This is a genomic window from Streptomyces sp. NPDC094448 (genome assembly GCF_044763775.1).
In the GTDB taxonomy this organism is placed as follows: Bacteria; Actinomycetota; Actinomycetes; order Streptomycetales; family Streptomycetaceae; genus Streptomyces.
Genome location: NZ_JBIWGU010000001.1, coordinates 559318 through 582713, shown reverse-complemented (window position 1 = coordinate 582713; position 23396 = coordinate 559318). Strand labels below are relative to the sequence as shown.

Below are 23396 nucleotides of genomic sequence, written 5' to 3'. Positions count from 1 at the left end.
GCTACGAGCGGGGCGTGGTCTCCTCCCGTACGACGGTACGGGCGACCCCGAAGGCGGCGTTCGCGGCCGGCATTCCGCAGTACACGGCCGTGTGGAGGAGGATCTCCTTGATCTCGTCGGGGGTGAGCCCGTTCCGGAGCGCGGCCCTGACGTGCACCGCCAGCTCCTCCAGCCGTCCCCCGGCGACCAGCGCCGTCATCGTCACGGCGCTGCGGGTGCGGCGGTCGAGGCCCTCGCGGTTCCAGACCTCGCCCCAGGCATAACGGGTGACCAGCTCCTGGAACTCGGCCGTGAACGGATCGTCACCGGCGGTGGCCGCGTCCACATGGGCGTCCCCGAGGACCTCACGGCGGGTCTTCATCCCCGGTCCGTACGGATCGGGGCGGCCCGCGGGCTCGGGGACCCCGGCGGACACGGCATCCACGGCGTCCGGCGCCGGGGCTGCCACGGGGGCGGCCGGAGCCGCCGGCGCGATGGGCTGGGCCTGGAGGGGGATGGCCGTGAGGGTGTCCTGCGGGGCCGCCGAGAAGTGCTGGACCAGCAGGTCGGTGACGGCCGCGGGCTGCTCCACCGGGGCGAGGTGGCCGGCCCCCGGCACCAGCGCGAGCCGGGCGTCCGGTATCCCGGCGACCAGGGTCCGGGCCTCGGCCGGTCCGGTCACCCGGTCCTCGGCGCCGACCAGGACCAGCGCCGGGACGGCGACCCGGCCCAGTTCGGTGCGGACGTCGAAGGTCGCGAGCGCCTCGCAGGCGGCGATGTAGCAGACCGGGTCGGTGGTACGGACCATCTGGACGGCCCAGTCCACGATCGCGGGCTGGGCCGCGGCGAAGGCCTCGGTGAACCAGGCGGCCGGGGCCGCCAGGGCGACCGGTTCGAGGCCGTTGGTCCGGACGATCACCCCGCGGCTGCGGAGTTCGTCGGCCGTGCCGAACCGGGGCGAGGCGGCGACCAGCGCCAGCGAACCCACCCGGTCCGGGCGGCGCAGCGCCAGATCGAGGCCCACCGCGCCGCCGATGGAGCAGCCCGCGTAGCCGAAGCGCTGGACGCCGATGGCGTCGAGGGTGGCCAGCAGCCGGTCGGCGAGTTCGGCGACGGATTCCGCGGGTTCGGCGGGGGCTCCGCCGTGGCCCGGCAGGTCGTAGCGGACCACCCGCCATTCGGCGGACAGATCGGCGACCTGCCGGTCCCACATATGCCAGGTCGCGCCCAGGGACGGGCCGAGGACGAGGACGGGCGCGTCGTCGGGCCCGTCGATCCGGTACTGGAGGAGGGCGGGCCCCGCCTCCTCGGAACTCCCCTCGGAATCCCGGTCGGGGCCCGGTTCGGGGACCGGCCCCGGGACCTGGTCCGGGACCGGTCCCGGACTCTGTTCGGGGCGCTGTCCGGCGTCGGACTCAGGGCTCTGTCCGGGGCTCTCCTCGGCGCTGGGCTCAGGGCTCTGTTCGGGCGTCTGCGTCTCACTCACCCGGTCCACCGTAGTGACCGGGCGGCCGCGGGGTGGGCGGGCCCCCTCAACTCACCCCGGAGGGTGGCCCGGCGGGGGCGGGCATCACGGCGTGGTGGCGGACACCACGTACACGCGGGGCGCGAAGACCAGCGTCTCGTCGACGACGATGTGCTGGCTGGGCCGGGGGGCGGCCCTCGGGTGGACCAGACCGGACCAGGCCCGCTCCCCCGGGGTGAAGTTCCAGCCGACCGTCGCGGCGTCCTTGGCACTGATCGCCGGGACCCCGGGCTGGAGGGCGGCCCGGTCGGCGCCGATGGCGCCGAGGAACTCGTCGAGCCCTGCGGGGGTCGTCGTGAACTGCACGAACAGCCTGCTGGTCCGCCAGTTGCTGGTCTCGTAGTAGGCGACCCGCTCGGAACCGCGCGGGATCGGCACCTCGAAGATCCGCCGCTTCATCTGGGACGGCCAGGCGTCCCGCAGCCCCGTCGACGAGGACTCCGCCGCCTTGTCCCGGCCGCTGGCCCGGCTCTGCTCCGCGGAGACCACGAGATACCCGGCCGGAATCCCGATCAGCAGCAGGATGACCGCCAGCGTCAGGGCACGCCGGATGATCATATGGCGCCGGCCCTCGGGCGGCCGGAAGGCGGTCTCGTCCGGCGGCGGGGCCGGTCTGGGTACGACACTCATGACTGCGGTTCCTGGTCGGTGTGCGGACCTGAAGTCTACGGTTCGCCTCCGACACACCGCCCCGGCAGCGGCCGGAACACGATCGTCGGGGCCGTACGGAGAAGGCTCAGGTCTCCCGGGAGGGACGGCCCGCTCCGGGGTTCCGCAGCGCCTGCGCGTACCGCTCGTAGCGTTCGTAGCGCTCCACCCGGCGGCGGTTGGCGCGGCGGAAGCGGCGGGCGACCAGCCGGGCGAGGTCGGCCGCCCCGACCATACCGGCCTCCGGACCGAGCTGGGCCTTCACGATCCGTGCCTCGGGCCGGTAGCCCCGGCCGGTCAGCTGGCGGCGGAAGGCGTCCCTGGCGGGGCCGATCAGCAGATCGTCGGCCGCGCTCACCCCGCCGCCGATGACGAAGCACGAGGGGTCCAGGGCGGCGGCCAGATTGGCGATGCCGACTCCCAGCCAGCGGCCGATGTCCTCCAGCAGCTCCACGCACATCGCGTCGCCCTCGCGGGCCAGCTCGGTGATCAGCGGTCCGGTGATGTCCCCGACGGCGCCGCCGACCCGTTCGATCAGTACGTGCGCCACGGGCGAATCGGCGGCCGCCAGCTCCCGGGCCTCCCGCACCAGGGCGTTTCCGGAGCTGTACTGCTCCCAGCAGCCGCGGTTGCCGCAGGGGCAGCGATGCCCGGCCGGTACGACCTGCATATGCCCGAACTCGCCGGCCACCCCGTACTTGCCCCGCTTGACCTGCCCGTCCTCCAGGATCGCGCCGCCGATCCCGGTCCCGAGCGTGATCATCACCAGGTGATCCTCGCCACGGCCCGCACCGAACCGCCACTCGGCCCAGGCGGCGGTGTTGGCGTCGTTGTCGACCAGGACGGGTACGGCGAGCCGGGCGGAGAGCGCATCCCGCAGCGGCTCGTTGCGCCAGGCGAGATGAGGGGCGAAGAGGACGGTCGACCGGTCGGCGTCGACCCAGCCCGCGGCGCCGATGCCGACCGCGTGCACATCGTGCCGGTCGGACAGGTCGAGGACCAGCTCGCAGATGACGTCCTCGACGACCTTCGGGCTCTTGGACTTGTCCGGGGTCTCGGTACGGATCTTCTCCAGGATGACGCCGTCCGCGTCGACGACGCCCGCCATCACCTTCGTACCGCCGATGTCGATCCCGACGGTGGGGACCCGGGGCGCGGTCAGGTGCGAGCGGCGCTCGCGGGTCCCGACGGTACGCAGGACGGTGGCGCGGGCGGAGCCGCGGTGCGTGAAGTCGCGGTAGGTGCTCATGTCCCTGCGGGTGCTCGGAGTCAAGGGGGCGGGTGATGCGGCGGGTCTCCCCGCGCGGTGATTCTTTCACGGCGCCCCGTACGGCCCTCGGCCCGACCGGTACGGGGCCGGGGGCTCCGGACCGCCGGCGCCCCGCAGCACGGGGCCCGGCGCCGCCCGCACGGGGCACGCCCCGCACGAGTCCGGGCCCGGCGGGGCTCCGCGGACCGGGCTCAGGCGCCGGGCGTGGCGCGTTCCAGCTCGTGGCGGAGGTCGTCCAGCTCGGAGCCGCCGGCCATCTGCCGGGTCAGTTCGTCGAGGGTCACCGACTCCCTGGTGTGGCTCGCCGTCATGGTGCCCCGCTTGAGCAGGACGAACCGGTCCCCGACGAGATAGGCGTGGTGGGGGTTGTGGGTGATCAGGACCACCCCGAGGCCCGCGTCGCGCGCCGCGGCCACGTACTTGAGGACGACCCCGGACTGTTTGACTCCGAGTGCCGCGGTCGGCTCGTCGAGGACGAGGACCTTGGCGCCGAAGTGGACCGCGCGGGCGATGGCCACACACTGGCGTTCACCGCCGGAGAGGGTGCCGATCGGCTGGTCGACGTCCCGGAGGTCGATACCCATCCGCAGCAGTTCGGCGCGGGTGGTCTCGCGCATCTTCTGCACGTCGAGCCGGCGCAGCGGCCCGCTGCCCTTCACCGGCTCCGAGCCGAGGAAGAAGTTCCGCCAGACCGGCATCAGCGGCACCACGGCCAGATCCTGGTAGACGGTGGCGATGCCCCGGTCCAGGGCGTCCCGCGGATTGACCAGCCGGGTCTCCTCGCCGTCGAGGGAGAACGTGCCCGAATCGTGCTGGTGCAGACCCGCGATGATCTTGATGAGGGTGGACTTCCCGGCGCCGTTGTCGCCGAGGACACAGGTGATCTCCCCGGCGTGGACCTCCAGGGAGACGCCCTCCAGCGCCCGGATGTTGCCGTAGTACTTGCTGACCCGGTCCAGGGCGACCAGCGGGGGCCGGTCCGGGTCCGCCGCCGGGGTCCCCGGGTCCGGCTCATGGGCCGATCCCCGGTCCGGCCCGTGGCCGGGCCCGTGCTCCGGTTCCTGTCGGGGCTCCGTCATCGTGTGGCCTCCGCCCGTTTGCGTACCCATGCGTTCAGCAGGGCGGCGAGAAGCAGCATCGCCCCGAGGAAGAACTTGAACCAGTCCGGGTTCCACTCCGCGTAGACGATGCCCTTGCTGGTCATGCCGAAGATCAGGGCGCCGACCGCGGAGCCGATCGCCGAACCGTAGCCGCCGGTGATCAGACAGCCGCCGATGACGGCGGCGATGATGTAGATCAGCTCATTGCCGACGCCTTCGCCCGACTGCACCACGTCGTACGAGAAGAGCAGGTGCTGACCGGAGATCCAGGCGGCGAAGGCGACGCCCAGATAGAGGCCGATCCTGGTCCGGACGACGGGGACGCCCACCGCGCGGGCCGCGTCCGCGTTGCCGCCCACCGCATAGATCCAGTTGCCGAAGCGGGTGCGCAGCAGGATCCAGGTGGCGACGGCGACCAGTGCGAACCACCACAGGACGGTCACCTTCAGGGTGACGTCCCCGATGACGAACTCGGAGGCGAAGAGCTTCTTCGCCGAGTCGAAGCCCTGCATATCGCTGATGGAGTCGGTCGAGACCCGGCCGGTGATCAGCTTGGTGAAGCCGAGGTTCAGTCCGGTCAGCATCAGGAACGTACCGAGCGTGATGATGAAGCTGGGCAGCTTCGTCAGGGTCAGCAGCATGCCGTTGAAGGCACCGACCGCCAGGGTGACCAGCAGCGAGACGAAGACGCCGACCCAGACGTTGGCGGTCATCTGGTAGCTGAACATCGACGACACCAGCGCGGAGGTGGTGACGAGGACGCCCGCGGAGAGGTCGAACTCGCCGCCGATCATCAGCAGCGCGACCGGGACGGCCATGATCCCGATGGTGGAGGCCGCGTACAGCACGGTCGAGAGGCTCGACGTCTGGAGGAAGTCGTCGGCGACGACCGAGAAGAAGACGAAGACGGCGACCGCGCCGACGACCGAGCCCAGCTCGGGCCGGCCCAGCAGCTTGCGCAGCGGGGAGACCGCCAGCAGCCGTTCGTCCCCGGCGGACCCCTTCCCGAGGTCCACCGGTGGCGGTGCGGTCGAGCTCATCGGGTTCCCCGCTTCGTGTAGTCCTCCAGCTGCGCCGCCTGGTCCTGGGTGACGATCTGCGGCCCGGTGAGCACGGGAAGGCCGCCGCCGAGCATGTCGGCGTTGTACCGGTAGAGCCAGAGCAGGTCGACCGCCTCGTACCCCTGGAGGTACGGCTGCTGGTCGACGGCGAAGCCGAGGGCGCCGGACTTCAGCCCGGCCGCGACCTTCGGATTGAGGTCGAAGGTGTCGATCTCGGCCTTGCTGCGGGCCGTCTCCTTGGCGCGGACCGCGGTGTCGGCGAACGGGGCGCCCAGGGTGACGACCGCGTCGATCGCCCGGTCGGTCTGGAGCTTGGCCTCGATGGACGCCTGGACGTCGGGCATGTTGGTGCCGTCGACGTACAGGTTCTGCATCTCGCCTTCGAAGGTCTTCGCCGCCCCGGCGCAGCGCTGCTCGTGGCCGACGTTGCCCTGCTCGTGGAGGACGCAGACGGCCTTCTTCTTCCCGCGCTGGTTCAGCTCGGTGCCGACGGCCTCGCCCGCGACGGTCTCGTCCTGCCCGATATGGGTCAGGGCGCCGTACTCCTTGGACTGGGCGGATCCCGAATTGATGGTGATCACCGGGATACCGGCGGACACGGCCTTCTTCACCACGTCCTTCATGGCGTCGGGCTTGGCGAGGGTGACGATCAGGCCGTCGACCTTCTTGTCGATGGCGGCCTGGACCAGCTGGGCCTGCTGCTGGCCCTCGTCGCTCTTGGAGTAGAGGAAGTTGATGTTGTCCTTGGCGGACGCCTCCTTGGCGCCCTTCTGGACGATGTCCCAGAACGTGTCGCCCTCGCCCGAGTGGGTGACCATGGCGAAGGTCCAGCGGGGCGTGGAGACCGCGGCCTTCCCCACCGCCTCGGCCTGGGCCTTGCGGGCGTCCGCGGCCCGCTTGCCGCCGGTGCTGCTGCATCCCACCAGGGAAGCCCCGAGCACCGCCGCCAGCAGCGCGCCGACCGCGCGTACCCCTGTCCTTGCCCTAGCCACGACGCCGTGCCCTTCTTGCCGTACCGCTCGCCCTCGGGACCACCGCGCCCGGTGGCGCGGCAGTGGGGCGAAATGTCGTGCCCCAGCCGCCCAAGTATGGGTCACGGCAGGTCGGAGGGTGGGCATCGGGTACGCCGGGGAGGTTCCCGGGCCTCCGTGGCGCCCGATTCTCCGGGGCGCCCGTGGCGAGCGGGGCTGGTGCCGTGCGGTGCCTGCGCATGGTGGATCCGCCTTCCCTCCCGGCCTGCCGGTTGCGGCTGGGTGAGTTTCTACGGCTGCGAGAAGGCCCCGTCAAGAGTTTGTCCGAACATTCTTACGCGACCTTCTTATGCGGGGAGCTTCGGATCTGCCGGGGTCGGTGGAGGTGCCCCGGGCGGGCGGTCGGAGCGGGGGCAGAGGCGGGGGCGGGGGTCAGGGGCGGACGAGGAGCTGGAACTCGAAGGAGTAGCGGGAGGCGCGGTAGATATGGGCGCCGTACTCGACCGCCCGTCCGGTGTCGTCGAAGGTGGTGCGCTCCATGGTCAGTACGGGCGCGCCGGGCTGCTCGGTCAGCCGCAGGGCCTCGATACCGGTGGCGGCGCGGGCGCCCACCGTCTGCCGGGCGCTGTGCAGGGTGATCCCGGCGGCCCGCATCAGCCGGTAGAGGCCCGTGCTCTCCAGCGGCGGGGTGTCCAGGGCGAGCAGTCCGGTCGGCAGGTAGTTGGTGAGCAGGGCCATCGGCTCCCCGTGGGCGTAGCGCAGCCGCTCGACGGAGTGGACTTCGGTGCCCTCGGCGACCCCGAGGGCGGCGGCGACCCGGTCGGTCGCCGCCGTTGTGGTGTTCCGCAGGACGGCGGTGGCCGGCCGCTGCCCGGCCGCTTCCAGGTCGTCGTAGAGGCTGCTCAGCTCCAGGGGCCGTCTGACCTGGCTGTGCACGACCTGGGTGCCGACACCCCGGCGGCGGACCAGCAGGCCCTTGTCGACGAGGGACTGGATGGCCTGGCGGACGGTGGGGCGGGAGAGTCCGAGCCGCCCGGCCAGCTCGATTTCGTTGCCGAGCAGGCTGCCGGGGGTGAGCGCCCCCCGCTCGATGGCGGACTCCAGCTGCTGGGCCAGCTGGAAGTACAGCGGGACCGGGCTGGTGCGGTCCACGCTCAGCGGGAGTGACCGGGACGGGTCCGGCTCTGGTCTGGGCTGCTTGGGCACGGGCCGAGCGTAATCGGGTCTTCAGTTGACGGGAAGTCGTGAAGTCCGGTTGTCAGGACAAAGTCTTGACAGCGTCCGTGGGCGAGCTTCATTTTGGGCGCATGCGCATCGGACTCATCGGTACGGGACGTATCGGCACTTTCCATTCGGAGGTCCTCGGCCGCCATCCGGACGTGGACTCCCTGGTCCTGGCGGATGCGGACGCGCCCCGGGCGGCCGCGGTGGCGGAGCGGGTCGGGGCGGAGTCGGTCGCCGAGCCCGGCGGGGTCTTCGCCGCGGGCGTGGACGCGGTGGTGATCGCCTCGGCGACGGCGTCCCACGCGGAGCTGATCGGGCGGGCGGCGATGGCCGGGCTGCCGGTCTTCTGCGAGAAGCCGATCGCCCTGGACCTGGCGGGCACCGGACGGGCCCTGGCCGAGGTCGCCGCGGCGGGCACCGAACTCCAGATCGGCTTCATGCGGCGCTTCGACACCGGCTTCGGGGCGGCCAGGGCCACGGTGGGCTCGGGGGCGCTGGGCATCCTGCACACCGTCCGGGCGGTCACCGCGGACCCCGGGCCGCCGCCCGCGGGCTATCTGCCGCTCTCCGGTGGCCTGTACCGGGACTGTCTGGTCCATGACTTCGACGCGATCCGGTGGGTGACCGGACGGGAGGTCGACGAGGTGTACGCCGTCGGGGAGAGCCGGGATCCGCGGACGCCCCACGAGGCGGGGGTGTTCGCGGAGGCGGGCGACGTGCACACGGCGGGGGTGGTGCTCACGCTCGACGACGGGACGGTCGCGACGGCGACCGCGACCCGGTTCAACGGCGCCGGGTACGACGTCCGGATGGAGCTGGCGGGCCATCTGGACCAGATCACGGTCGGCCTCGACGACCGGACGCCGCTGGTCTCGGTGGAACCGCGGGGGCCACGGCGGCCGGCGCGGACCTGGCCGAGTTTCCTGGAGCGGTTCGGCCCCGCGTACGAACGGGAGCTGGACGCCTTTCTGAAGCTGGTCCGGGGCGAGATCGCCAACCCCTGCGACGGCCGCGAGGCGCTGGAGGCGCTGCGGATCGCGGAGGCGTGCGAGCTGTCCCGGAGTGAACGGCGCCGGGTGGCTCTCGCCGAGATCCCGGGCGGCGCCTGAGCCGTCCGGCGGGTGCGCGGGCCGGGACCGCCCGGCCGGCGGCACGGTCGACCGGGTCGGCGCGGCCCGAACCGCTCCGGCCCGAACCGCTCCGGCCGGACCCGCCCGGAGCGGGTGCCGAGCCCGAACGGCCGGTGTGCGGGCGCGAGCCCGTCCGGCGGCCCCGGCCCGGTGGGCGTGGGCCGGCTTGAGCTGTTCAGCCGTTGTCCGGGCCGGGGCCGTGCGGCCGGGGCGAAGAGTCGGGCGGCGGGCCGGGCGGCACCCGGTCCGGCGGTCCGCCGGTCACCGGTGAACCGCCGGACCGGTGGGACCGGTGGACGGCCGGACCGGTGGGACCGGTGGACCGGATCACCAGCGGACGGGGAGGGTGCGGGTGCCGCGCATCAGCAGTCCGGGCAGCCATTCCAGCGGGCCGCCCCCGGCGTCGGCCTCCAGTCCCGGGAAGCGGTCGAGCAGGGCCGTCAGCGCGATCCTGGCCTCCAGCCTGGCCAACGGGGCGCCGACGCAGAAGTGGACGCCGTGGCCGAAGGCGAGATGGCCCCGGGTATCGCGGCGGATGTCGAAGGTGTCGGCGTCGGGGAAGCGGGCCGGGTCCCGGTCGGCCGCGCCCAGTCCGACGAGGACGATCTCGCCCGCCGGGATCACGGTGCCGCCGACCGGGACGTCCTCCGCGCTGTAGCGGATGGTCGCGGTCTCCACCGGCCCGTCGTACCTGAGCATCTCCTCGACGGCGCCGTCGAGGAGGCCCGGGTCGGCGCGCAGGGCGGCCAGCTGGTCGGGATGGGCGAGCAGGGCCCGTACCCCGTTGCCGATCAGATTGACGGTGGTCTCATGGCCGGCGATCAGCAGCAGAAAGCCGAGGGCGCGCAGTTCGGGCGCGGAGAGCCGGTCGTCGGATTCGTCGCGGGCGCGGATCAGATCGGAGAGCAGGTCTCCGGTGGAGCCCCGGCGGCGTTTGGTCTCGATCAGCTCGTCCAGGTAGGTGCACAGGGCGATCAGCGCGGGCTCCACCTCGGACTGGTCCTCGGGGGCCACGATGCTGTGGGACCAGGCCCGGAAGGAGTCGCGGTCGCCCGGCGGCACCCCCAGCAGTTCGCAGATCACGATGATGGGCAGCGGGAAGGCGAAGGCGCCGATCAGATCGGCGCGGCCGGCGGGGACCATGGCGTCGAGCAGTCCGCCGGTGATCTCCTCGATGCGGGGGGCGAGTTGTTCCACCCGGCGCATGGTGAACTCCCGGGCCACCAGTTTCCGGAGTCTGGTGTGGTGGGGCGGGTCGACCTCCAGCAGGTTGGGGCCGATGATCTGCCCTTCGGTGGAGGTGAATCCCACCTTCTGAGGTGATTTGACGAGCCGTTCGTCGGTGAGGGCGGCGCGGGCCTCCTCATGGCCGACGATCAGCCAGAAGGTCCCTTCCGTGCCGTGGACCCGGTGGACGGGCCCCTGTTCGCGCGCGGCCGCGTAGTACGGGTAAGGGTTCTCGGTGAAACCGTGCCAGTCGCTCAGGTCGATGGTCCCCATGGGCTCAGGCTACGTCGCCCGGCCCGGCCCGTCGTCGTCGAGCAGCCCCGCGTCATGGGCGAGGAGCGCGATCTGGACACGGTTGTTGAAGCCCAGTTTGGCCAGGATCCGCGAGACGTGGGTCTTGACCGTGGGGACGCTCATATAGAGGGTGCTCGCGATCTCGGCGTTGGACCGGCCGCGGCCGATACCGACGGCGACCTCCCGCTCCCGCTCCGCGAGCAGGGCGATTCTGGTGAGCGCGGCGCCCCGGCGCGGATCGCCGCCCGGCGCCGGCGGCTGGGCGGCGACGTGGCTCATCAGCTGGCGGGTGACGGCGGGCGACAGTACGGGCTCGCCGCCCGCGACCCGGCGGACCGCCTCGACGATCTCGGCGGGCGGGGTGTCCTTGAGGACGAATCCGGCGGCGCCGGCCCGCAGTGCCCGCAGCACCTGCTCGTCGGCGTGGAAGGTGGTGAGGACGACGACCTCGGGGGCGCCGGGCCGGCGGCGCAGCTCCTCGGTGGCGCGCAGCCCGTCGACGTGGGGCATCCGGATGTCCATCAGGACGACGTCGGGGCCGAGCCGTTCGACCAGGGCGGGGACTTCGGATCCGTCCGCGGCCTCGCCGACGATCAGCAGGTCGTCGGCGCCGCCGAGCATCAGGGAGAGTCCGGCGCGGACGAGGGGGTCGTCGTCGACGACGAGGAGTCGGATGGTCATGCGGCCCACGGTAGCCAGGCCCGGACGTGGAATCCGCCGTCGCCCGTCGCTCCGTGTTCCAGGCTGCCGCCCGCAAGGGTGGCGCGTTCGGTGAGGCCGATCAGACCCTGGCCGGAACCGGGGACGGTTCCGACGGGCCCGGAGGGTGCCGGATTGTCGACGGCGACGACGACTCCGGTGCCGGGGGCGCCGGTGACGGCGACGGTGACCTCGGCCCCGGGGGCGTGTTTGCGGGCGTTGGTCAGTCCCTCCTGGGCGATGCGGTAGACGGTACGGCCGAGGACTGCGGGCACCTGGTCGGGGTCCTGGACACGGTTGTCGAGGACGACCGCCATCCCGGCCTCGCGGACCTCCTCGACCAGGGCGTCCAGGGTGGCCAGCGTCGGCTGCGGGCGGTCCTCGGGGCCGCCGTCGCCGGGGGCGCGCAGGACGCCGATGATCTGGCGCAGGTCCTGGAGGGCGTCGTGGGCGCTGTCGCGGATCACCCCGGCGGCCCTGGCCACCTCGGCGGGGGGTGCGTCGGGGCGGAACTCCAGGGCGCCGGCGTGCACGCTGAGCAGGGTGAGCCGGTGGGCGAGTACATCGTGCATCTCGCGGGCGATGGCCTCGCGGGCCAGCCGCTGTGCCTGTTCGGCCCGGAGCGCGGCCTCGGTCTCGGCCCGGTGGGCGCGTTCGCGCAGGGCGACGTACAGCTGCCGCTGGGAGCGGACCAGCATGCCCCAGCCGAGCGCCAGCAGCAGGATGACCAGTCCGGCGACGACGGAGGCGACGACGGACGTGGCCGGATCGGGGCGGACGAAGGGCTGGACCGTCCCGAAGGCGATCATGATCGGGCCGGCGATCGCGACGGGTTTGAAGGGCCGGTGGACGGCGAAGCTGAAGACAGCGACGATCAGGGCTCCGGCGACGGCCGGGGAGAAGACGCCGACCAGGGCGAGACCGAGGGCGAGCTGGACGGGCCAGCGGCGGCGCAGCCAGACGGCGCAGCAGCTCAGCAGGCCGACGATCTCGTCGAAGCGGACGACTGCCTGGTTCTCGTTGAACTGATGGCTCTGGTCGATGACGATCATCGCCATCAGGGCGGCGAAGAGGAAGAAGAGCAGATCGACGACCCAGTCGCGCACGGTGCGCCGGACCCGGCCGCGGGCGTTGGTGCGGACACGCCGTTCGCCCGCGGGTTCGGGGTCGTACAGATCCGGGTCCGCCGCCATGGCCGAAGGCAGGAGCCAGGAGTATTCCGTACGGGTCATGGGACCACGTTACGCAGCCGGCCCGGGTCCCGTCGCCGGGTGGCGGCGGGCCGCTACCAAAGTCGGGAAGACCGAGACCTTCGGCTGACGGACAGGTGCCGACGGCGGACGCGCCGAGGGGCGCGGGCCGCCAGCATCGTTCGTATGAAGAAGATTCTGGGGTCCGTGGGCGGGGTGGTGCTGCTCCTCGGGCTGGCCGGGGTGATCCGGGAGCTGACGGGCTGGTTCCCCTTCCTGGGGGTGACGGGGCTGCTGACGGAGAACGTGGGCCTGCTGCGGGAGCACGCGCTCCTCACGAACGTGGTGATCGGCGTGGTCGGCTTCGTCACGGTGATGATCGGGGAGTCCCGCGCCCGTTGACGGGACGGCGGGTTGACGGGAGAGCGGGACTCCCGGGCGGTTCCGGGTGGTCAGCCGTCGAGTTCGCGGTGGCGCGCGGCGAGGCGGGCGGCGGCCTCGGGGGTGAGTGAGCCGAAGAGGCGGAGGCGGGAGATGCCGCCGTCGGGGTAGATGTCGATCCGGACCTCCCGGGCCGTGACGGGGGCGTCGAGGAGGAAGCGGTGGTTGGTGTCCGGCTGGAGGCGGGTGCGGGACAGTATCCCGGTCCATTCGCCGGTGTCCGTCGCCGTGTCCCGGACCGAGACGGCGGCCCAGCCCGCACTGTTGCCCTTGAGACAGGCGGTGTCTATCTCCATCGCGCGGATCTCGGCCCGCTCGACGAGGCGGTAGCGGATCCAGTCGTTGCCGTGGTCGCGGCGGCGGCGGGTCTCCCAGCCGTCGTCCATCTGCCGGGAGCGGCCGGGCCTGATGGTGTTGGTGGCGGGTGAGTAGAAACGGTCGGACGCGTCCTCGACCCGGCCGCCGTTCTCCAGGGCGGCCAGGTCGAAGGTCCCGAGGGCGGCCAGCCAGGCGGGGTCGGGGACGACGTCTCCGTGGACCCGCAGCCGGGCGATCCCGCCGTCGGGGTGCTGGTTCAGCCGGAGGTGGGTGAAGCGCTGTCCGGCGGAGACGGTGAAGCCGTTGGCTGCGTGCCCGCCGACGGGGGTACGGGGGACGAGGGTGGTCCACTCGACATCGTCAGCGAGGAGGTCCTCGGGCGGGGGGCTGCCGGGTACGGAGGTGGCCTGGACCGACACCGAGCGGGGGTAGTTGCCGCGGAAGTGGGCGGTGTCGACGACGATGCCGCGGACGATGCCGGGGGCGCCGAGGCGGATCAGGGCCCAGTCGTGGTCGTCGGCGGCGGGGTGGGGGGTGCAGGCGGACGTGCCGCGGCGGCGGCGGGTCTCCCAGCCGTCCATGACCTTGCCTTTGTGGCCGAAGTGTTCGGGGTCGAACACGGCGGGGGTGGGGATGAGCAGGTTCTCGCGGTCGGCGAAGAACTCGTCGTTGGCGGCGATCACGGCCGCGCCGAGCCGCCGGTCGGCGAGATCGACGCAGTGGCTGAAGGGGAAGTCGGCGGCCCGGTAGTCGGCGTAGGGGTCGCCGCCGCCGTAGGGGCGGGCGTCACCGGTGAACGCGGGTGGGGTGGTGGGAACAGAAACAGCTGGGGTGGTGGGAACAGAAACAGCCGGGGCGGTGGGAACAGGCACAGCAGGGGTGGTGGAAGCGGGGGCAGCCGGGGTGGTGGAGGCGGGCTCGGCCGGGGAGACGGCGGTGGGTTCGGTCGGGGGCATGTTCAGTTGTTCCTTTCCAGGAGGCGGCCGGTGGGTCCGGCCGGGGTTCCGTCCGTCGCGATGCGCACTCCCCGCAGCCAGGTCGAGCGGACGGTTCCGGCGAGGGTGCGGCCCGCGTAGGCGGTCACCCGGTTGCGGTGGTGGAGCCGGGCCGGGTCGACGGTGAAGGTCTCGTCGTCCGCGAGGATCGCGAAGTCGGCGTCGCGGCCCGGTTCGAGAGCGCCTTTGCGGCCGAGTCCGGCGAGCCGGGCGGGGCCGGCGGACATCCAGCGGACGATGTCGTCGAGGCGGTGGCCGCGGCGCCGGGCTTCGGTCCAGACGGCGGGCAGCCCGAGCTGGAGCGAGGAGATCCCGCCCCAGGCGGAGCCGAAGTCGGGGGTTTTGAGGTTCTCGGTGCACGGGGAGTGGTCGGAGACGATGCAGTCGATGGTGCCGTCGGCGAGCCCGGCCCAGAGGGCGTCCTGGTTGGCCGATTCCCGGATGGGCGGGCAGCACTTGAATTCGGTGGCCCCGTCGGGGACCTCTTCGGCGGTGAGGGTGAGGAAGTGCGGGCAGGTCTCGGCGGTGATCCGGATGCCCTCGGCCTTGGCCCGCGCTATCAGCGGCAGCGCGCCGGCGGACGACAGATGCAGTACGTGGACGCGGGCGTCCAGTTCCCGGGCGAGGGAGACGAGGGTTTCGACGGCCGCGTTCTCGGCGTCCCGGGGGCGGGAGGCGAGGAAGTCGGCGTACCGGCCGCCGGACGGTTCCGCGGCCAGATGCCGGGGGTCCTCCGCGTGCACGATGAGCAGTCCGCCGAAGTCCGTGATCCGTTCCATGGCGCGGGCGAGGTGCTCCCGGTCGAGGTGGGGGAACTCTTCGACGCCGGAGGGCGAGAGGAAGCATTTGAAGCCGAACACCCCGGCGTTGTGCAGGGGGCGCAGTTCGTCGGTGTTGCCGGGTATCGCGCCGCCCCAGAAGCCGGTGTCGACATGGGCCGCGGGCCCGGCGACCGCTTGTTTGACGCGGAGGTGTTCGACGGTGGTGGTCGGGGGCAGGGAGTTCAGCGGCATATCGAGGAGGGTGGTGATACCGCCCGCGGCCGCGGCGCGGGTCGCGGACCGGAAGCCCTCCCATTCGGTGCGCCCCGGGTCGTTCACATGGACATGGGTGTCGACGAGGCCGGGCAGTACGGCGTCGTCGCCGGCGTCCTCCAGCGGACAGCCGGGCGGGGGGACGGTGTCGTACGGGAGGATCGCGTCGATCCGGCCGCCGCGGACGGTGATCAGGGCGGGCCGGGTGCCGTCCGGGGTCACCACCCGGGTCGACCGCACCGCCAGCCGGGCTTCAGGTTCCGTCGCCGTATCCGCCATCGGTCACCCCATCCGGAGAGTTCAACGTTTTGTTGAATTCCTGCTGAGGGCATCTTCATCACGGCGACCGAAGCAGTCAAGGGTTGGACGTTTCCGTAAAATGGAAGCAGAATCTCATAATGCAGAAGAGAGGGTGGGCTCGATCGTCCGGCCGCCGGCCGTCCCGCGGGCTGGGCGCATCGGCGCCAACACCCCCTGACCGGCGCGGATTCCGGTACGGCAGCGGTGTGCCGACGGCGGCCGACCGGTAGGCTGCACTCTTGCCCGCCCGCTCGAAAGGACCGCCGCCCGTGCCGACGTCCAGCGCCAGCGCCCGCTCCACCGACGCCGCCAAGCCGTCGAACAGCGGGGGTGTGCAGTCCCTGGAGCGCGCCTTCGATCTGCTCGAACGCATGGCCGACGCCGGTGGCGAGGTCGGGCTGAGTGAACTCTCGGGCAGCAGCGGGCTGCCGCTGCCCACCATTCACCGGCTGATGCGCACACTTGTGGCCTGCGGATACGTCCGCCAGCAGCCCAACCGCCGCTATGCGCTCGGCCCCCGGCTGATCCGCCTCGGCGAATCGTCCGCGCGGTTGCTCGGCACCTGGGCCCGTCCCTATCTGGCGCGGCTGGTGGAGGAGACGGGCGAGACCGCGAATATGGCGCTGCTCGACGGGGACGAGATCGTATACGTGGCCCAGGTGCCGTCGAAGCATTCGATGCGGATGTTCACCGAGGTCGGGCGGCGGGTGCTGCCGCACTCCACGGGGGTCGGCAAGGCCCTGCTCGCGGACTGCCCGCCGGAGGAGGTGCGGGCGCTGCTGGCGCGGACCGGGATGCCGGCCGCGACGGAGAAGACGATCACCACTCCGGAGGGTTTCCTCGCCGCGCTGGAGCAGGTGCGCCGGTCCGGTTATGCGATCGACGACAACGAGCAGGAGATCGGCGTCCGCTGCCTCGCGGTGCCGGTGCCCGACTCCCCCACGGCGGCGGCCATCTCCATCTCGGGTCCCGCGGGGCGGGTGACGGAGGCGGCGACGGAGAAGATCGTGCCGGTCCTCCAGGAGGTGGCCCGCGATCTGTCGGCCGCACTGGCGAACACCGGGGGCCACTGACCCCGCAGGCCCGGAGCGTACGGCAGTGCCGAGGGGCGGACCCGTGGTGAACGGGTCCACCCCTCGGCACTGCCGTACCGCCGGACCGGATCAGGCGCTCGCGGCCTCGTCGATCAGATCCACGACCGCCTTCGGCTGCGAGGCCAGCGATGCATGGCTGGCGTCGAGTTCGATGACCTTGCGCGGGTTCATCCGGGCGGCCATCCGGCGTTCGTTGTCCGGGTTGATCATGCGGTCCTCGGTCGACACCTGGTACCAGACGGGCTTGTTCCGCCACGCCGGTGCGGTGATGTTGTCGCCGAAGGTGGAGGCCAGGGGTGCCTTCTGGGTGACGGCCATGGTGTACGCCTCGTCCTCGGCCAGATCCTGGCCGAAGCTCCAGTGGTACTTGTCCTGCTTGACCCAGAGATAGCCGTCGGAGTCCGGGACGATGTTCTCGAACGCGGCCGGCGGGTGCTCCTGGCTGATCTGGCCGGGGCTCTCGCCCGCGTCGGGCGCGAAGGCCGCGATATAGACCAGTCCGGTGACATTGGGCAGATCGCCCGCTTCGGTGATGACCGCGCCGCCGTACGAGTGGCCCACCAGGACCACGGGCCCGTCGACCTGCTTGACCATCTTGCGGGTGCGCTCGGCGTCCTCGGCGAGGGACGTCAGCGGGTTCTCCACCGCGTGCAGCTTGTCGTAGCCCCGGCTCTTGAGTTCGAGGATCGCCTTGTTCCAGTGGGCGGCACCGCCCCAGAATCCGTGCACCAGAACGATCGTCGGCTTGTCGGCCATGTCCGCACCTTCATATCGCTTGTGTGGGGGACCCCCTGCCGATCCACGCTAGAACCGGGCGGGGCACGCCGCCACCGCAGCCGGGTGCGGGCCGGTGCGGGATCGGGGACCCGGTCTCAGCGCTGCCGGGGCACCTCCCCGAACATGTCGACGGCGTTGCGGACCGCGAGCACCCCGGGTGCCAGTGCGCTGACCGAGCCGATGGCCCCGGCGATCAGCAGCAGGGCGCGGCGCATGCGGGCGATGTCCGGATCGCCCCGGGCCGCCATCGCCGCCAGCACCGCCAGTTCGTCCTCGGCGACCTCCCGGTCGGAGAACCGGCCGGGGTGCGCCGCCAGTTCCCGGCGCAGCCGGGAGACCGCGGCACGGAGCCCGGTCACTCTCGGGTCCTCATCGCTGTCCGTCACACGCGTCTGCCCCACGCTCCGCAACAGACCACACCCCCCTCGCCGCCCACCGGGCGCATCGACGACTCTCAGTCGACACTCAACCACCCAGAGTTGCGGGTCAGTTAACGGCATCCGAGGTGGTGTGCGCCACTCCGCGGACGGAAATCAGCCCGGATGCAGGCATGATTCAGGCCGTTTTCAGGATGCGGACTGGACGGGCCCCATCGCGTACCGGCAGGTGATGGCAGAGATCGTCTTTGGCCCACGGCGGTCGAATCAGGCTATTTCCCCTGGTAGGTGACCACATCGACATGGCCGGAGTTGACCGGCGGACAGCGGGAGGGCGCGCTCGGGGAGTACGCGGGGGCCGGATTTCCGGACGTAGCGGGGTTCACTCCACCAGGTGGCGCGATCCGGCCCACAGGTGACGGACGGAGTGCAAAGGGGATGCGGGTGTACGGGACGGACAGGACAGACGGGGCAGGTGCGGCAGCCGGGGTGCCCGTGGTCGCGGGGCTGGTGCTGGCCGCGGGCGGGGGGCGGCGGCTGGGCGGCCGGCCGAAGGCGCTGCTGCGCCACCGGGGGCGCCCACTGGTGGAACACGCGCTGTCGGCGCTGCGCTCGGGCGGCTGCGGGCCGGTGCACGTGGTACTGGGCGCGGCGGCCGAACAGGTGTGCGCCGAGGCGGATCTGACGGAGGGTGTACCGGTGGAGAACCCGGACTGGGCCGGAGGGATGGGGTCGTCGCTCCGGTCGGGCCTGGACTCCTTCGCGGACTGCGGGGCCGCCGCGGTGGTGGTCGTCCTGGTGGATCAGCCGGGCATCGGAGCGGCCGCGGTCCGCCGGGTCCTGGCAGCCGGAGGCGGTAGGCGGGACGCGCTGGTGTCGGCGGCGTACGGGGGCGAGCGGGGCCACCCGGTGCTGTTCGGGGCGGACCGCTGGCCGGAGATCACGAGGACCGCGATCGGGGACCGGGGCGCGCGGGCGTATCTGCGGGCGCATGCGCCGGAGCTGACGCTGGTCGAGTGCGGTGATGTGGCGGAGCCGTACGACATCGACACCGTGGCGGACCTCGACCGGCTGGAGCGACCGGGGATGGAGTCACCGCGAGGAGAGCGACGGCAAGGGGAATGACCGCGGCTGGAGTCACCGCGGGTCGAGCGACCGTGAGCGGAGTGCCGCGAGCCGAGCGCCCGCGGGGCCGAGGTTTCTCGATATCAACACACCTTGTAGTTCCACGATGAGGAAACTACTATCCGTTTTGATCACTGCTCGTCTTCCGGACGACTCCTGCCACGCACCGCCCGCTGAAGGAAGTGACCACCATGTCCGCACCAGCGCCGTCCTCGCCGGCCGTCGTCGAAGCCGCCCCCCTGCCGCGCCAGGAGGAGGTGCTGACGGAGGCCGCCCTCGCCTTCGTGGCGGAGCTGCACCGGCGCTTCACCCCGCGCCGGGACGAACTGCTCGCCCGCCGCGCCGAGCGCCGGGCCGAGATCGCCCGTACCGCCACCCTCGACTTCCTCCCCGGGACCGCGGCGATCCGGGCGGACGATTCCTGGCGGGTGGCCCCCGCGCCCCGGGCGCTGGAGGACCGGCGGGTGGAGATCACCGGCCCCACCGACCGCCGGATGACGGTCAACGCACTGAATTCGGGGGCCCGGATCTGGCTGGCGGACTTCGAGGACGCCTCGGCACCCACCTGGGAGAACGTGGTCCTCGGCCAGCTGAATCTGATCGACGCCTACCGGCGCCGGATCGACTTCACGGACGAGCGGACCGGGAAGGCGTACGCCCTGAAGCCGGACGAGGAGCTGGCGACGGTCGTGATGCGGCCCCGCGGCTGGCATCTGCCGGAGCGCCATCTGCGGGCGGCCGACGGCACCGCGATCCCCGGCGCCCTCGTCGACTTCGGCCTCTACTTCTTCCACAACGCCCGGCGCCTGCTGGAGCTGGGCAAGGGCCCGTACTTCTACCTCCCGAAGACCGAATCGCATCTGGAGGCCCGCCTCTGGAACGACGTCTTCGTCTTCGCCCAGGAGTACACGGGCATCCCGCACGGCACGATCCGGGCCACCGTCCTCATCGAGACGATCACCGCCGCCTACGAGATGGACGAGATCCTCTACGAGCTGCGCGACCATGCGTCCGGGCTCAACGCGGGCCGCTGGGACTACCTCTTCTCCATCGTGAAGAACTTCCGCGACGGCGGCGCGGAGTTCGTCCTCCCCGACCGGAACGCGGTGACCATGACCGCGCCCTTCATGCGCGCCTACACCGAACTCCTCGTCCGCACCTGCCACCGTCGCGGTGCGCACGCGATCGGCGGTATGGCGGCCTTCATCCCGTCGCGGCGCGACCCCGCGGTGAACCGGGTCGCGTTCGAGAAGGTGCGGGCGGACAAGGACCGGGAGGCGGCGGACGGCTTCGACGGCTCCTGGGTCGCCCACCCCGATCTGGTGCCCATCGCCATGGCCTCCTTCGACGCCGTCCTCGGCGACCGGCCGAACCAGAAGGACAGGCTGCGCGAGGACGTGTCGGTGGCCGCCGGGGACCTGATCGCGATCGACTCGCTGGACGCCCGCCCGACCTACGACGGGCTGCGCAACGCCGTCCAGGTCGGCATCCGCTATATCGAGGCCTGGCTCCGCGGTCTGGGCGCCGTCGCCATCTTCAACCTCATGGAGGACGCGGCCACCGCGGAGATCTCCCGCTCCCAGATCTGGCAGTGGATCAACGCGGGCGTGGTCTTCGAGAACGGCGAGCGGGCCACCCCGGAGCTGGCCCGCCGGGTGGCCGCGGAGGAACTGGCCGCGATCCGGGCCGAGCTGGGTGCGCAGACATTCACCGCGGGCCACTGGCAGCAGGCCCACGACCTGCTGCTGAAGGTGGCGCTGGACGAGCGGTACGAGGACTTCCTCACGGTTCCGGCGTACGAACAGCTCACGGGCTGACCCGGTGGTCCCGGCGCGGCGGGCGCGCCGGGACCGTCCGCGCCGGGGCGGCGGACTGCCGTCATCAGCCCATGCCGGGAACACGCGTCGCCGTTGTCGGCGGCAGCATCGCGGGCTGGGCGGCCGCGCTCGCCCTCCATCGCACGGGCCACCACGACATCACCGTCCACAAAAGCGCCCCGGGCCCACTCTCCGCCCGGGGCGTCGGCGTCGGGGTCCACGAAGGCCGCTACCGGGAGCCGGCGGCGGCCGGGTACTCGATCCGGCCGCCGAGCATCCGAGGCTCCACGACCGCCACTGGTACGTACGCGGTCCCGGCGACGGTCCGGCCGGTCCTCTGGGGCGGGCGTGGTGAACGCGCTCCAGGACGCGACCCTGCTGGAGTCGGCGCTCCGGGCCGGGGGCGCCCTGCCGGACGCGCGGTGACCCCGCCGGGCCGAGGCGTACCGCCACACGCTTCCGGGCGGGGCCGTCACCCGGACGGTCGGGGCCGTCACTCTCCCGGCACGCCGGAGCGTGCGCTGGTGTCCCCGGGCGAAAACGCTGAGGACGACAGCCCCCTTCGAAGGAATCGAGAACAGATCATGGCTGTGTCCCCCTCCCCCGCGTCCCCCGCCCGCCGCCGGATATCCCGGGCCCTGGCGCTCACCCTCGCCCTGTCCGCGGCGGCGCTCTCCGCCGCGCCCGCGGCGGCGGCCGCGCTGCCCGCCGCCGAAGAGACCGACCCGAAGGGCGTCAAGCCGACGGTGGTGCTGGTCCACGGCGCGTTCGCGGACGCCTCCGGCTGGAACGCGGTCGCCGAGGAGCTGACGGACCACGGGTACCAGGTCGTGGCACCGGCCAACCCGCTGCGCGGACTCGTCTCCGACTCCGCGTACATCGCCAGTGTGCTGAAGAGCATCGACGGGCCGCTCGTCCTCGCGGGGCACTCCTACGGCGGTGCGGTGATCGGCAGCGCGGCGGCCGGCAACCCGAACGTGAGGGCGCTGGTGTACGTGTCGGCGTTCATGCCCGACAAGGGGGAGAACCTGGGGGCCCTGGCGGCCAAGTTCCAGGGCAGCGAACTCCAGCCGGCGCTCAACCCGGTCCCGTACTCGGACGGCGTCCGCAAGGGCACCGATCTGTACATCAAGACGGACAAGTTCCACAGCGTCTTCGCCGCCGACCTGCCGGTATCGCAGACGAAGCTCATGGCCGTCGAGCAGCGGCCGATCGCCCAGGCCTGCTTCGAGGAGGCGGCGCCCGGGGCGGCCTGGCGGACCGTCCCGTCGTGGTTCGTCGTCTCCAGGCACGACAAGGCCATCGCGCCCGATCTGGAGCGGTGGGAGGCCAAGCGGGCCGGATCGAAGACCGTCGAGATCGACTCGTCGCACGTGTCGATGATGTCGCACCCCGATGTGGTGACCCGGCAGATCCGTGAGGCGGCGAGCGGTACCGCGACGGGCGCGGCGAAGAGCGCCGCACTGGCCGACACCGGTTCGCGCACGATGGCGCTGGTCGGGGTCGGCGGGCTGGCGGGCACGGCGGTTCTGGCGGGGACGGCCCTGCTGGTGACGGCACGCCGGCAGAACGCGGCCCGCGGCGACTGAGGCAAGCGGTACCGGTCCCGGTCGGCCGCCGGGCCGACCGGGACCGGACGCACGACCGGCCTACTGGACGACCACCGTCCGCTGGGCCGAGAAGTCGCCCCATTTCCCGTCGGGGAGTTTGGCCCGGAGCTTGACGCTGTAGCGGGTGCCCGGCGGGTCGGTGACGGTCATGGTGTACGCCGCCTTTCCGGCGGGCGGCTCGCCGCCCCAGACGATCGTGGTGGCCAGCTTGCCGTTGAGATACAGCTCGTGGCTCGCGATCTCGCCGTCCGCCTCGGGAGGCAGCCAGCTCAGATCCACGCTTCCCTTGCGGGCGGTGACGGTCAGTCCGGTGGGTGCGGTGGCGGGTCCCTTCCCGGCCGCGGCGGGCGTCGTCAGATCCACGGCGTTGCTGTCCGGTGAGGAGTTCTCCCCGGCGTCCCGGGCCCGCACGGTGAAGCTGTAGACCGTGCCGGGGCGCAGTCCGGCGACCCGTGCGGTGGTCTCGGTGCCGGAGACGCTGTGGATCCGGGTGTCCTCCTGGTAGACGTCGTACGCCGTCACCTTCAGATTGTCGCTGGCGGCGCGCCAGTTGAGGGTGACCGCCCGGCCGCCGTCGACGGTGCCGCGCAGCGCGGCGGGGGTGGTCGGGGCCTTTCTGTCGTCCGGGGTCGGGGCGGGGGTGGTGACGGAGACCGCGGCGGTGGGCTCCGACAGATTGCCCGTGGCGTCCCGGGCGCGGACGCTGAAGGTGTAAGCGGTCGACGGGCTGAGTCCGTCGATATCGACCATGGTGCGGTCGCCCGCCACCGTCTTGACCTTGCGGTCCTTCTCGTAGACCTCGTAGCCGTTGACGGCCCTGTCGTCCTTGGCGGGTTGCCACATGACATGGACGGAGGTGGCGCTGCCCGCTTGGGCGGTGAGGCCGGTGGGGGTGGTGGGGGGTTCGGTGTCCTTCTTCTCGCCGGGGTCGGAGCAGCCGGTGAGGAGGAGCAGGGCGGCGGCCGCGCCGACCAGCGCGGTGCGAGTGGTGCTGCGGGGGGTGCTGTGAGTGGGGGGATGGTGCACGATCGGGCCTCCGCTGGCGAAAGCGTCGAAGTGGGGGTGGGGGGTGCCGGGTGGGGACGGACGGTGGGGGGGAACGACGGGGCCCGAAGACCCCTATTGGTCCAGACCAGCCAGACCAATATCCCCGCACCCGGGCGCGACAGCAAGCCCCCTGCCCTGTTCAG

General features: G+C 72.3%; 21 protein-coding genes. 6 read left to right on the top strand and 15 right to left on the bottom strand.

Annotated elements, in window-relative coordinates; genetic code table 11:
- Position 1 precedes the first annotated feature (1 nt).
- From ACIQ9E_RS02330 to ACIQ9E_RS02300, 7 genes are all read right to left on the bottom strand, one after another.
- Complete coding sequence (locus ACIQ9E_RS02330) at positions 2 to 1255, bottom strand: alpha/beta fold hydrolase (RefSeq protein WP_403701317.1); 1254 nt, start codon at positions 1253 to 1255, stop codon at positions 2 to 4.
- A 294-nt stretch (positions 1256 to 1549) separates the two neighbouring features.
- The gene (locus ACIQ9E_RS02325) at positions 1550 to 2134 is read right to left on the bottom strand and encodes a hypothetical protein (protein ID WP_403700617.1); all 585 of its coding nucleotides are present in this window, start codon (positions 2132 to 2134) and stop codon (positions 1550 to 1552) included.
- Positions 2135 to 2240: 106 nt separating this feature from the next.
- Positions 2241 to 3401, bottom strand: coding sequence for an ROK family glucokinase (locus tag ACIQ9E_RS02320; RefSeq protein ID WP_403700614.1), 1161 nt, complete (start codon positions 3399 to 3401; stop codon positions 2241 to 2243).
- Positions 3402 to 3613: 212 nt separating this feature from the next.
- Entirely contained in the window at positions 3614 to 4501 is an 888-nt protein-coding gene (locus tag ACIQ9E_RS02315) for an ATP-binding cassette domain-containing protein (RefSeq protein ID WP_403700611.1), read from the bottom strand.
- The gene (locus ACIQ9E_RS02310) at positions 4498 to 5562 is read right to left on the bottom strand and encodes an ABC transporter permease (RefSeq protein WP_403700608.1); all 1065 of its coding nucleotides are present in this window, start codon (positions 5560 to 5562) and stop codon (positions 4498 to 4500) included. The genes ACIQ9E_RS02315 and ACIQ9E_RS02310 overlap by 4 nt, the downstream gene beginning before the upstream one ends.
- The gene (locus tag ACIQ9E_RS02305; protein ID WP_403700605.1) at positions 5559 to 6575 is read right to left on the bottom strand and encodes a sugar ABC transporter substrate-binding protein; all 1017 of its coding nucleotides are present in this window, start codon (positions 6573 to 6575) and stop codon (positions 5559 to 5561) included. The genes ACIQ9E_RS02310 and ACIQ9E_RS02305 overlap by 4 nt, the downstream gene beginning before the upstream one ends.
- 411 nt (positions 6576 to 6986) lie before the next feature.
- Entirely contained in the window at positions 6987 to 7760 is a 774-nt protein-coding gene (locus ACIQ9E_RS02300) for a GntR family transcriptional regulator (protein WP_403700602.1), read from the bottom strand.
- Positions 7761 to 7861: 101 nt separating this feature from the next.
- Between ACIQ9E_RS02300 and ACIQ9E_RS02295 the strand changes: the two genes are divergently transcribed.
- Positions 7862 to 8887, top strand: a complete 1026-nt coding sequence (locus ACIQ9E_RS02295; protein WP_403700599.1) for a Gfo/Idh/MocA family oxidoreductase — start codon at positions 7862 to 7864, stop codon at positions 8885 to 8887.
- 348 nt (positions 8888 to 9235) lie between these two features.
- On the opposite strand, the gene ACIQ9E_RS02290 is transcribed toward ACIQ9E_RS02295, so the two are convergent.
- Genes ACIQ9E_RS02290 through ACIQ9E_RS02280 form a run of 3 tightly spaced genes read right to left on the bottom strand, consistent with a single transcriptional unit; the run spans position 9236 to position 12360 of the window.
- Positions 9236 to 10408 (bottom strand): cytochrome P450, encoded by a 1173-nt coding sequence (locus ACIQ9E_RS02290; protein ID WP_403700596.1) that lies wholly within the window; start codon positions 10406 to 10408, stop codon positions 9236 to 9238.
- Positions 10409 to 10417: 9 nt separating this feature from the next.
- Entirely contained in the window at positions 10418 to 11110 is a 693-nt protein-coding gene (locus ACIQ9E_RS02285) for a response regulator (protein WP_403700593.1), read from the bottom strand.
- Positions 11107 to 12360, bottom strand: coding sequence for a sensor histidine kinase (locus ACIQ9E_RS02280; RefSeq protein ID WP_403700590.1), 1254 nt, complete (start codon positions 12358 to 12360; stop codon positions 11107 to 11109). Before ACIQ9E_RS02280 ends, ACIQ9E_RS02285 begins: the two co-directional genes overlap by 4 nt.
- A gap of 144 nt (positions 12361 to 12504) precedes the next feature.
- On the opposite strand from ACIQ9E_RS02280, the gene ACIQ9E_RS02275 reads away from it, so the two are divergent.
- Complete coding sequence (locus ACIQ9E_RS02275; protein WP_403700587.1) at positions 12505 to 12720, top strand: hypothetical protein; 216 nt, start codon at positions 12505 to 12507, stop codon at positions 12718 to 12720.
- 50 nt (positions 12721 to 12770) lie between these two features.
- On the opposite strand, the gene alc is transcribed toward ACIQ9E_RS02275, so the two are convergent.
- Positions 12771 to 14033: an allantoicase gene (alc, locus tag ACIQ9E_RS02270; protein ID WP_403700585.1), complete on the bottom strand. Its 1263-nt coding sequence runs from the start codon at positions 14031 to 14033 to the stop codon at positions 12771 to 12773.
- Between the two features lie 2 nt (positions 14034 to 14035).
- On the bottom strand, positions 14036 to 15385 hold the full coding sequence (gene allB / locus ACIQ9E_RS02265; protein ID WP_403700582.1) for an allantoinase AllB: 1350 nt from the start codon (positions 15383 to 15385) through the stop codon (positions 14036 to 14038).
- 290 nt (positions 15386 to 15675) lie between these two features.
- On the opposite strand from allB, the gene ACIQ9E_RS02260 reads away from it, so the two are divergent.
- Positions 15676 to 16479 (top strand): IclR family transcriptional regulator, encoded by an 804-nt coding sequence (locus tag ACIQ9E_RS02260; protein WP_403700579.1) that lies wholly within the window; start codon positions 15676 to 15678, stop codon positions 16477 to 16479.
- Positions 16480 to 16569: 90 nt separating this feature from the next.
- Here ACIQ9E_RS02260 and ACIQ9E_RS02255 read toward each other — a convergent pair whose 3' ends face one another.
- Complete coding sequence (locus ACIQ9E_RS02255; protein WP_366256532.1) at positions 16570 to 17256, bottom strand: alpha/beta hydrolase; 687 nt, start codon at positions 17254 to 17256, stop codon at positions 16570 to 16572.
- A gap of 116 nt (positions 17257 to 17372) precedes the next feature.
- Complete coding sequence (locus ACIQ9E_RS02250; RefSeq protein ID WP_403701314.1) at positions 17373 to 17690, bottom strand: DUF5955 family protein; 318 nt, start codon at positions 17688 to 17690, stop codon at positions 17373 to 17375.
- A 402-nt stretch (positions 17691 to 18092) separates the two neighbouring features.
- Here ACIQ9E_RS02250 and ACIQ9E_RS02245 point away from each other — a divergent pair, with 402 nt between their 5' ends.
- The 3 genes from ACIQ9E_RS02245 (at position 18093) to ACIQ9E_RS02235 (ending at position 22185) form a co-directional block, all read left to right on the top strand.
- Entirely contained in the window at positions 18093 to 18779 is a 687-nt protein-coding gene (locus ACIQ9E_RS02245; RefSeq protein WP_403700576.1) for an NTP transferase domain-containing protein, read from the top strand.
- A gap of 191 nt (positions 18780 to 18970) precedes the next feature.
- A complete protein-coding gene (gene aceB, locus ACIQ9E_RS02240; RefSeq protein ID WP_403700573.1) occupies positions 18971 to 20596 on the top strand; it encodes a malate synthase A in 1626 nt (541 codons plus the stop codon).
- A 584-nt stretch (positions 20597 to 21180) separates the two neighbouring features.
- Entirely contained in the window at positions 21181 to 22185 is a 1005-nt protein-coding gene (locus tag ACIQ9E_RS02235; RefSeq protein WP_403700570.1) for an alpha/beta fold hydrolase, read from the top strand.
- Positions 22186 to 22245: 60 nt separating this feature from the next.
- On the opposite strand, the gene ACIQ9E_RS02230 is transcribed toward ACIQ9E_RS02235, so the two are convergent.
- Positions 22246 to 23232: a fibronectin type III domain-containing protein gene (locus tag ACIQ9E_RS02230; protein ID WP_403700567.1), complete on the bottom strand. Its 987-nt coding sequence runs from the start codon at positions 23230 to 23232 to the stop codon at positions 22246 to 22248.
- Between the last annotated feature and the right edge of the window lie 164 nt (positions 23233 to 23396).